The 10,049-nt window shown below is 68.7% G+C and carries 8 protein-coding genes and 1 pseudogene; 1 reads left to right on the plus strand and 8 read right to left on the minus strand.

Annotated elements, in window-relative coordinates:
• The first annotated feature begins 163 nt into the window (after positions 1-163).
• Positions 164-649, plus strand: coding sequence for a hypothetical protein (locus DY245_RS13125; protein WP_128506896.1), 486 nt, complete (start codon positions 164-166; stop codon positions 647-649).
• Positions 650-820: 171 nt separating this feature from the next.
• Here the strand turns inward: DY245_RS13125 and nuoN are convergent.
• The 8 genes and pseudogenes from nuoN to DY245_RS13165 all read right to left on the minus strand — a co-directional run.
• A pseudogene (gene nuoN, locus DY245_RS13130) lies at positions 821-2,417 on the minus strand (NADH-quinone oxidoreductase subunit NuoN); the annotation flags it as partial.
• 32 nt (positions 2,418-2,449) lie between these two features.
• Positions 2,450-4,108 carry an NADH-quinone oxidoreductase subunit M gene (locus DY245_RS13135; RefSeq protein WP_128506899.1) on the minus strand — a complete coding sequence of 553 codons (1,659 nt, stop codon included), beginning with the start codon at positions 4,106-4,108 and terminating at the stop codon, positions 2,450-2,452.
• A gap of 3 nt (positions 4,109-4,111) precedes the next feature.
• Positions 4,112-5,995, minus strand: coding sequence for an NADH-quinone oxidoreductase subunit L (gene nuoL / locus DY245_RS13140; RefSeq protein ID WP_128506901.1), 1,884 nt, complete (start codon positions 5,993-5,995; stop codon positions 4,112-4,114).
• 13 nt (positions 5,996-6,008) lie between these two features.
• Positions 6,009-6,308 (minus strand): NADH-quinone oxidoreductase subunit NuoK, encoded by a 300-nt coding sequence (nuoK, locus tag DY245_RS13145; protein ID WP_128506903.1) that lies wholly within the window; start codon positions 6,306-6,308, stop codon positions 6,009-6,011.
• Positions 6,305-7,177 carry an NADH-quinone oxidoreductase subunit J gene (locus tag DY245_RS13150; RefSeq protein WP_128506905.1) on the minus strand — a complete coding sequence of 291 codons (873 nt, stop codon included), beginning with the start codon at positions 7,175-7,177 and terminating at the stop codon, positions 6,305-6,307. The genes nuoK and DY245_RS13150 overlap by 4 nt, the downstream gene beginning before the upstream one ends.
• Positions 7,174-7,764, minus strand: coding sequence for an NADH-quinone oxidoreductase subunit NuoI (nuoI, locus tag DY245_RS13155; protein ID WP_181923658.1), 591 nt, complete (start codon positions 7,762-7,764; stop codon positions 7,174-7,176). The genes DY245_RS13150 and nuoI overlap by 4 nt, the downstream gene beginning before the upstream one ends.
• Positions 7,757-9,148, minus strand: coding sequence for an NADH-quinone oxidoreductase subunit NuoH (nuoH, locus tag DY245_RS13160; protein WP_425329379.1), 1,392 nt, complete (start codon positions 9,146-9,148; stop codon positions 7,757-7,759). The genes nuoI and nuoH overlap by 8 nt, the downstream gene beginning before the upstream one ends.
• On the minus strand, positions 9,148-10,049 hold a 902-nt coding region (locus DY245_RS13165), incomplete at its 5' end, for a molybdopterin-dependent oxidoreductase (protein WP_147318339.1). The genes DY245_RS13165 and nuoH, both read right to left, overlap by 1 nt.

A 10,049-nucleotide genomic window follows, 5' to 3' on the forward strand; every position in this document is an offset into this window, starting at 1 on the left:
CCATATGCCCGCCTCACCCCCCTTCGCCCGCCCCATCCACATTGCGCGTCACAGCCCCACACCAACTCCGTACCGGCGCTGCCGCAATCCGGGCGAGGGCTCGGAGGCCGCCGGGCCCGCTGCTAGCCTCACGTCTCCCTGTCCCACAACGGAGGAGACGTACGTGCGCAAGGCAGCGCAGATCGCCGGGGCGGCAGCCATCGCCGCGATGCTGCTCAGCGGTTGCGGAAGCAGCGGCAACAACGGCAGCGACAGCAAGCCGAGCAAGACGCCGGAGGCCGCGCCGTCGACTCCGTCGGACGCCGACAAGCCCGCGGGCCCCACGTCGGTCGAGGGCGCCTGGAAGGCCGGCTCGGACAAGAGCCCGATGATCCTCGTGATCACGAAGGGCACCGTCGCGTTCAGCAACGGTCACAAGGCCGCCTGTCTGGGCAAGGTCCAGGAGATGGCCGGGGTGTCCATGGCGGTCCTCAAGTGCACCGACGGGGACACCACCCGCACCATGGGCACCCTCAAGCCCGGCTCGGACGGCAAGAGCCTGACGGTCGACTGGAAGAGCGGCCCCACCGAGAAGTACACCAAGTCCAGCGACGGCAGCATCAAGATCCCCGACATGCCGCAGCTGCCGAGCGGCATCCCCAACAGCTGACCCCGCGCCCGCGCACCAACGGCCGCCGCCCGGCACCCCTCGGGGGATGCCGCGCGGCGGCCGTTGGCGTACGCGGATGCCGGTCCTCAGCGCACAAAGACCCCTGCCTGGCCTGCCAGGTCGAGGAAGTACTGCGGCGCCAGGCCCAGCACCAGCGTGGCCGTGACGCCNCCTGGCCTGCCAGGTCGAGGAAGTACTGCGGCGCCAGGCCCAGCACCAGCGTGGCCGTGACGCCGATGGCGATGGCCGTGGTCGTCAGCGGGCTGGGCACCGCGACGGTCGGGCCGTCGGCCTTGGGCTCGTTGAAGAACATCAGCACGATGACGCGGATGTAGAAGAACGCGGCGATGGCCGACGAGATGACACCGACCACCACCAGCCAGCCCGCACCGCTCTGCGCCGCCGCCTTGAACACCGCGAACTTTCCGGCGAACCCGGAGGTCAGCGGGATGCCGGCGAAGGCCAGCAGGAAGATCGCGAAGACCGCGGCCACCAGCGGCGAACGCCGCCCGAGCCCCGCCCACTTGGACAGCGCGGTGGCCTCGCCGCCGGCGTCCCGCACCAGGGTGACGACGGCGAAGGCGCCGAGCGTCACGAAGGAGTAGGCACCGAGGTAGAAGAGCACCGAGGAGATGCCGTCCTCGCTGGTGGCGATCACACCGGCGAGGATGAATCCGGCGTGCGCGATGGAGGAGTAGGCCAGCAGCCGCTTGATGTCGGTCTGGGTGATGGCGACGATCGCACCGCCCAGCATCGTGATGATCGCGACGCCCCACATCACCGGCCGCCAGTCCCAGCGCATACCCGGCAGGACGACATACAGCAGACGCAGCAGCGCGCCGAAGGCCGCGACCTTGGTGGCGGCCGCCATGAAGCCGGTGACCGGGGTGGGGGCGCCTTGGTAGACGTCCGGGGTCCACATATGGAACGGGACCGCACCGACCTTGAACAGCAGCCCCATCAGCACCAGCGCCGCGCCGATCAGCAGCAGCGCGTCATTGCCCATCGTGCCGGCCAGCGCCGGATCGATCTGCTTGGCGCCGTCCGAGACCACCTCGGCGATCCCGGCGTACGTCACCGTGCCCGCGTAGCCGTACAGCAGGGCCACGCCGAACAGCAGGAAGGCCGACGAGAACGCGCCGAGCAGGAAGTACTTCACCGCGGACTCCTGCGACAGCAGCCGCTGGCGGCGGGCCAGCGCACACAGGATGTACAGCGGGAGGGAGAAGACCTCCAGCGCGACGAAGAGCGTCAGCAGGTCGTTGGCCGCCGGGAACACCAGCATCCCGCCGACCGCGAACAGCAGGATCGGGAAGACCTCGGTGGTGGTGAACCCGGCCTTGACCGCGGCCTGTTCGGCCGCGCCGCCGGGCACGGCCGCGGGCTGCGCGGCGAAGGAGTCCACGTGGTTACCGTGCGCTGCCGGGTCGAGCCGGCGCTCGGCGAAGGTGAAGGCGGCGATCAGGGAGACCAGCAGGATCGTGCCCTGCAGGAACAGCGCGGGGCCGTCGACGGCGATGGCGCCCATCGCGGCGATATGCGCCTTGGACGAGCCGAAGCCGCCGGCCGCCAGGCCGATCACCGCGGCGAACGCGGCGGCCAGCGACACCACGGACAGCAACAGCTGGGAGTAGTAGCGGCTGCGGCGCGGCACGAACGCCTCGATCAGGATGCCGACCACCGCCGCGCCGAGCACGATCAGGGTCGGCGACAGCTGGGCGTACTCGATGTGCGGCCCCGGGATCTTGCCCGGTGCGCCGGCCGCCACCGTCCACAGGCTGTGGACACTTGCCACGGAAGTCACTTCGCGGCCTCCACGTCTTGATCAGGCGCGGCGTGGCCGTGCCGGCCTCCACCGGGCACGGCGTTCACCTGCACAGTGGGCTTGGGATCCTTCTTGTCCACGACGGACAGGGTGTGGTCAACCGCCGGATTGACGATGTCGGTGAGCGGTTTCGGATACACCCCGAGGAAGATCAGCAGCGCGATCAGCGGCGCCACCACCACCAGCTCCCGGACCCTGAGGTCGGGCATGCTCTTCACCTCGGCCTTCACCGGCCCGGTCATGGTCCGCTGGTAGAGGACCAGGACGTAGAGGGCGGCGAGGACGATGCCGAGGGTGGCGAGGATGCCGATCACCGGATAGCGGCTGAACGTGCCGACCAGGACCAGGAATTCGCTGATGAACGGCGCCAGGCCGGGCAGCGAGAGGGTGGCCAGACCGCCGATGAGGAACGTACCGGCAAGGAGCGGGGCGACCTTCTGGACGCCGCCGAAGTCCGCGATCAGCCGCGAGCCGCGGCGGCTGATCAGGAAGCCGGCCACCAGCATCAGTGCGGCGGTCGAGATGCCGTGGTTGACCATGTAGAGCGTCGCGCCGCCCTGGCCCTGGGACGTCATCGCGAAGATGCCCATGATGATGAAGCCGAAGTGGGAGATCGAGGCGTAGGCGATCAGCCGCTTGATGTCCCGCTGGGCGACCGCGAGCAGTGCGCCGTAGACGATGCTGATCAGCGCGAGCACCAGGATGACCGGGGTGGCCCAGCTGCTGGCCTCCGGGAAGAGCTGGAGGCAGAAGCGGAGCATGGCGAACGTGCCGACCTTGTCGACCACCGCGGTGATCAGCACCGCGACCGGTGAGGTCGACTCGGCCATGGCGCCCGGCAGCCAGGTGTGCAGCGGCCACAGCGGCGCCTTCACCGCGAAGGCGAAGAAGAAGCCGAGGAAGAGCAGCCGTTCGGTGCCGGTGGCGATGTCGAGTTTGCCGGCGGCCCGCGCCTCGACGATCTGCTGGAGCGAGAAGGTGCCGGTGCCCAGCTGGTCGGCGGTGACGGCGTACAGCCCGATCACCGCGGCCAGCATGATCAGACCGCCGGCGAGGTTGTAGAGCAGGAACTTCACCGCGGCGTACGACCGCCGGCCGGCCGCCTGCTCCTCGCCGCCCTGTCCGGCACCGTCCCCGAAGCCGCCGATGAGGAAGTACATCGGGATCAGCATGGCTTCGAAGAAGATGTAGAAGAGGAACACATCGGTGGCCTCGAAGGAGATGACCACCATCGCCTCGACGGCCAGGATCAGCGCGAAGAAGCCCTGGGTGGGCCGCCAGCGCCGGTTGGGCGTGGCCTCTTCGAGGGGGTCGGCGTCGTGCCAGCCCGCCAGGATGACGAACGGGATCAGCAGGGCGGTCAGCGCGATCAGGGCGACCGCGATGCCGTCCACGCCGAGTTCGTAGCGGACCCCGAAGTCCCGGATCCAGGCGTGTGATTCGGTGAGTTGGTACGGGCCCTTGGCGCCGGGCTCGAAGCGGAACGCGATCACCAGGGCGAGTACGAAGGTGGCCAGCGAGAAGAGCAGCGCGAGCCATTTGGCCGCGGTGCGCTTGGCGGCGGGCAGCGCGGCGGTGGCGATCGCGCCGATCGCCGGCACCACGGCTGCCGCCGTCAGCAGGGGAAACGACATGGCTCAGACACCCCTCATCAGCAGGGTCGCGGCGACGAGAACGGCGGCCCCGCCCAGCATCTGGACCGCGTACGAGCGGACGAACCCGCTCTGCAACTGGCGCAGCAGGCCGGAGAGTCCGCCCATGGAGGCCGCCGTACCGTTGACCGCGCCGTCCACCAGGGAGCGGTCGAGTTGGACGAGTGTGCGGGTGACGTGGTCGCCGCCGCGCACGAAAACGATGTGGTTGAAGTCGTCCTGGAGCAGATCGCGGCGGGCGGCCCGGGTCAGCAGCGAGCCGCGCGGGGCGAGCGACGGAACGGGCTTGCGGCCGTACATCAGCCAGGCGATGCCGACCCCGATGAGCAGCACCACGATGGTCGAGGCGGTGACGACGGTGGCGCTGACCGGGGAGTGGCCGTGCGCGAACGAGGTGACCGGCTCCAGCCACTTCACAAAGGCCTCGTTGACGCTGAACAGTCCGCCGGCGAAGACCGATCCGACGGCGAGCACGATCATCGGGATCGTCATGACCTTCGGTGACTCGTGCGGATGCACCTCACTCGGGTCCCAGCGCTTCTCGCCGAAGAACGTCATCAGCATCACCCGTGTCATGTAGAACGCGGTGATCGCGGCGCCCAGCAGGGCCGCGCCGCCGAGGATCCAGCCCTCGGTGCCGCCCTTGGCGAACGCCGCCTCGATGATCTTGTCCTTGGAGAAGAAGCCGGACAGACCGGGGAAGCCGATGATCGCCAGATAGCCGAGGCCGAAGGTGATGAAGGTGACCGGCATGTACTTCCGCAGACCGCCGTAGCGGCGCATGTCCACCTCGTCGTTCATCCCGTGCATCACCGAGCCGGCGCCGAGGAAGAGGCCTGCCTTGAAGAAGCCGTGGGTGACCAGGTGCATGATCGCGAAGGCGTAGCCGATCGGGCCCAGGCCGGCGGCCAGGATCATGTAGCCGATCTGCGACATCGTCGAGCCGGCCAGTGCCTTCTTGATGTCGTCCTTGGCGCAACCGACGATCGCACCGAAGAGGAGGGTGACCGCGCCGACCGCGACGACAGCGGTCTGCGCGTCCGGTGCGGCATTGAAGATCGCCCCGGAGCGGGTGATCAGATACACGCCGGCGGTGACCATGGTGGCGGCGTGGATCAGGGCCGAGACCGGGGTCGGGCCCTCCATCGCATCGCCGAGCCAGGACTGCAGCGGCACCTGCGCCGACTTACCGCAGGCGGCCAGCAGCAGCATCAGTCCGATGGCGGTCAGCTTGCCCTCGGAAGTGTCGCCGGTCGAGGCGAGCACCGGGCCGAAGGCGAAGGTCCCGAACGTCGTGAACATCAGCATGATCGCGATGGACAGGCCCATGTCGCCGACGCGGTTGACGAGGAACGCCTTCTTGGCGGCGGTGGCCGCACTGGGCTTGTGCTGCCAGAAGCCGATGAGGAGGTACGAGGCGAGGCCGACGCCCTCCCAGCCGACGTACAGCAGAAGGTAGTTGTCGGCGAGGACGAGCAGCAGCATCGCCGCGAGGAAGAGATTGAGGTAGCCGAAGAAGCGGCGGCGCCGCTCGTCGTGCTCCATGTAGCCGATCGAGTAGATGTGGATCAGCGAGCCGACACCGGTGATCAGCAGGACGAACGTCATCGACAGCTGGTCGAGCTGGAAGGCGACATCGGCGCGGAAGCCGCCGACCGGGATCCAGCTGAACAGATGCTGGTGCAGGGCGCGGTGCCCGGCGCTCTTGCCGAGCATGTCGGCGAAGAGCGCCACCCCGACGGCGAACGACGCCACCGCGAGGAGCGAGCCGATCCAGTGGCCGGTGCGGTCGAGTCGTTTGCCGCCGCACAACAGCAGGGCCGCACCGACCAGCGGTGCCGCGACAAGCAGCGCGATCAAGTTCTCCACTTTGTGCGACCCCTTACAGCTTCATCAGGCTGGCGTCGTCGACCGAGGCCGTATGACGGGTGCGGAAGATCGTCACGATGATCGCCAGGCCGACGACGACCTCGGCCGCGGCGACGACCATCGTGAAGAAGGCGATGATCTGGCCGTCCAGATTCCCGTGCATCCGCGAGAAGGTGACGAAGGCGAGATTGCAGGCGTTGAGCATCAGCTCGATGCACATGAACACCACGATGGCGTTCCGCCTGATCAGCACCCCGGCCGCGCCGATGGTGAACAACAGGGCGGCGAGATAGAGGTAGTAGACCGGGCTCATTTCTTGGCCCCCTCCTTGTGCTCCTTCGGCGCCGCGCCACCGGACGCCGGGGGCTTGGGCTCGTCCTCGGCGCTCCGGCCCAGCCACTCCTCGGAGCGCTGTTCCAGCGCCTTGAGCTCGGCGAGCGACTCGCCGGAGACATCGCGGATCTGGCCGCGCTCGCGCAGCGTCGGATTGACGGACAGCTCGGACGGGGTGCCGTCGGGCAGCAGACCGGGGATGTCCACGGCGTTGTGCCGGGCGTAGACACCCGGGGCCGGCAGCGGCGGTACCTGCTTGCCCTCGCGGATGCGCGCCTCGGACTGCTCACGCTGCGACTTGGCGCGCTCCGTACGCTCCCGGTGGGTGAGCACCATCGCGCCGACGGCCGCCGTGATCAGCAGCGCGCCGGTGATTTCGAAGGCGAAGACGTACTTGGTGAAGATCAGCGCGGCCAGGCCCTGCACATTGCCGCCGGCGTTGGCCTCGCCCAGGCCGTTGAACTCCTTGAGCGAGGCGTTGCCGATGCCGGCGATCAGCAGGATGCCGAAGCCGATGCCCAGGCCGGCGGCGAGCCAGCGCTGGCCCTTGAGCGTCTCCTTGAGGGAGTCCGCCGCGGTGACACCGACCAGCATGACGACGAACAGGAAGAGCATCATGATCGCGCCCGTGTAGACCACGATCTGTACGACGCCGAGGAAGTAGGCGCCGTTGGCGAGGTAGAAGACCGCCAGGACGATCATGGTCCCGGCGAGCGAGAGGGCGCTGTGCACGGCCCGCTTCATCAGAATCGTGCACAGTGCGCCGACGACGGCGACGATGCCCAGGATCCAGAACTGCACGGCCTCCCCCGAGGAGGTCACTGAGGCCGCGGCGGCGAGGCCGGTCATGCGTTCGCCTCCTTTTCCTGAGCCTTCTCGTCGGGCTGCTCGCCCTTGGAGACCGCGACCTGACGGACCGTCTCGGGCGCGGCCTCGGTGACCAGCCCGTTGTAGTAGTCCTTCTCCGTCATGCCGGGGAAGATCGCGTGCGGGCTGTCGACCATGGTGTCCTGCAGGCCCGTGAGCAGCTCTTCCTTGGTGTAGATGAGCGATTCACGGGAGCTGTCGGCGAGTTCGTACTCATTGGTCATGGTCAGCGCGCGGGTGGGGCAGGCCTCCACGCACAGGCCGCACAGAATGCAGCGCAGATAGTTGATCTGGTAGACGCGGCCGTAGCGCTCCCCCGGGGAGTAGCGCTCCTCGTCGGTGTTGTCCGCGCCCTCGACATAGATCGCGTCCGCCGGGCAGGCCCAGGCGCACAGCTCGCAGCCGATGCACTTCTCCAGCCCGTCCGGATGACGGTTGAGCTGGTGCCGGCCGTGGAAACGCGGCGCCGTCGGCTTCTTCTCCTCCGGGTACTGCTCGGTCAGCCGCTTCTTGAACATGGCCTTGAAGGTCACGCCGAAGCCGGCCACGGGGTTCTGGAACTCAGGCACCGTCGCCCCCCTTTCCGTCGGTCTCATTTCCGTCACTGACAGTGTCCACCCGACCACTGACAATCAACTCTCGGTCTCCCCCGCGCGGGCGTCGACGCGGCACCGGCGGCAGGCTCTGCCCGGGCAGCGGCGGTACGGGGAAGCCGCCGGCCATCGGGTCGAAGGCCCCGTCGCCGTCCGTCTCCTCCTCCGGCTCGGCGCGCCGGAAGAAGTCCACGACCAGGGAGATCAGCAGCAGTGCGACGGCGCCGCCGGCGACGTACAGCACGATCTGGGAGAAGTTGAAGCCCTCGTTCTTCAGCGCCCGGACGGTGGCGACCAGCATCAGCCAGACCATCGAGACCGGGATGAGGACCTTCCAGCCCAGCTTCATGAACTGGTCGTAGCGCACGCGCGGAAGGGTGCCGCGCAGCCAGATGAAGAAGAACAGCAGCAGCTGCACCTTGATGACGAACCAGAGCATCGGCCACCAGCCGTGGTTCGCGCCCTCCCAGAACGTGGAGACGGGCCAGGGCGCCTTCCAGCCGCCCAGGAAGAGGGTGACCGCGACCGCCGAGACGGTGACCATGTTGATGTACTCGGCGAGCATGAACATCGCGAACTTGATCGACGAGTACTCGGTGTTGAAGCCGCCGACGAGGTCGCCCTCGGACTCCGGCATGTCGAACGGCGCGCGGTTGGTCTCGCCCACCATCGCGACGATGTAGATGATGAAGGACACCGGCAGCAGCAGGACGTACCACCTGTTCTGCTGCGACTCCACGATCGTCGAGGTCGACATCGATCCGGAGTAGAGGAACACCGCCGCGAACGACATGCCCATCGCGATCTCGTACGAGATCATCTGTGCGCACGAGCGCAGACCGCCGAGCAGCGGATAGGTCGAGCCGGAGGACCAGCCCGCCAGCACGATGCCGTAGATGCCGACCGAGGCCGTGGCCAGGATGTAGAGGACGCCGATCGGCAGGTCGGTCAGCTGCATCGGGGTGCGGACGCCGAAGATCGAGATCTCGTTGCCGGCCGGGCCGAAGGGGATCACCGCGATCGCCATGAAGGCCGGGATGGCCGCCACGATCGGCGCGAGGATGTAGACCACCTTGTCGGCCCGTTTGACGATCAGGTCCTCCTTCAGCATCAGCTTGATGCCGTCGGCGAGGGACTGCAGCATCCCCCAGGGACCGTGCCGGTTGGGGCCGATGCGCAGCTGCATCCAGGCGACGACCTTGCGTTCCCAGACGATCGAGAACAGCACCGTCAGCATCAGGAACGCGAAGCAGAAGACGGCCTTGATGACGACGAGCCACCACGGGTCGCGGCCGAACATCGACAGGTCTTCCTGGGCCAGCGCGCTTCCGGCAGCGGCCAGTTGATCGAGCTGCTGCATCATGCGTCCACCTCCTTGGCCGGCTCCGGCGTGCCCGGAACGGCGGAGATCTTCACCAGGTCACCGGGGTGTGCCCCGGTGTCGGCGGCGACGCCACCGCCCGTGGAGTTGAGCGGCAGCCACACCACCCGGTCGGGCATCGGTGTGACCTGAAGCGGCAGGTGGACCGGGCCGGCCGGTCCGGTGACCGCCAGCAGGTCACCGTCCTTGACGCCGGTCTCCTGCGCGGTGGCCTGCGACAGCCGGGCGACAGCGGCGTGCCGGGTGCCGGCCAGCGCCTCGTCGCCTTCCTGGAGCAGCCCCTGGTCCAGGAGGAGCCGGTGTCCGGCGAGTACGGCCTCGCCGGCGTCGGGGCGGGGCAGCGGGCGCCCGGTCTCCATGGGCTCGCCGGCGTACGGGCCCGTCCAGCCGCCGAGCCGGTCCAGTTCGCGTCGTACGGAGCGGATGTCCGGCAGCGCAAGGTGCACATCGAGGGCGTCGGCGAGCATGTGCAGCACCCGGGAGTCCGACAGCAGATGCCGGCGGGTCATCTGGTCCGGTTTGAGCGCGGCCTCGAACAGCCGGGCCCTGCCTTCCCAGTTGAGGAACGTGCCGGCCTTCTCGACCACGGCCGCCACCGGGAGGACCACATCCGCCCGGTCGGTGACCTGCGAGGGCCGCAGCTCCAGGCTGACCAGGAACCCGACCTCGTCCAGCGCGGTCAGCGCACGGGCCGGGTCCGGAAGGTCCGCGACCTCGACGCCCGCCACCAGGAGCGCGCTGAGCTCACCGGTCGCCGCGGCCTCGATGATCTGGCCGGTGTCCCGGCCGTGCTGGTGCGGCAGCGCGGCCACGCCCCAGGCGGCGGCGACCTCGTCGCGGGCCCGCGGGTCGGTGGCCGGGCGGCCGCCGGGCAGCAGAC

It is taken from the genome of Streptomyces inhibens, from assembly GCF_003389455.1.
Taxonomy (GTDB): Bacteria; Actinomycetota; Actinomycetes; order Streptomycetales; family Streptomycetaceae; genus Streptomyces; species Streptomyces inhibens.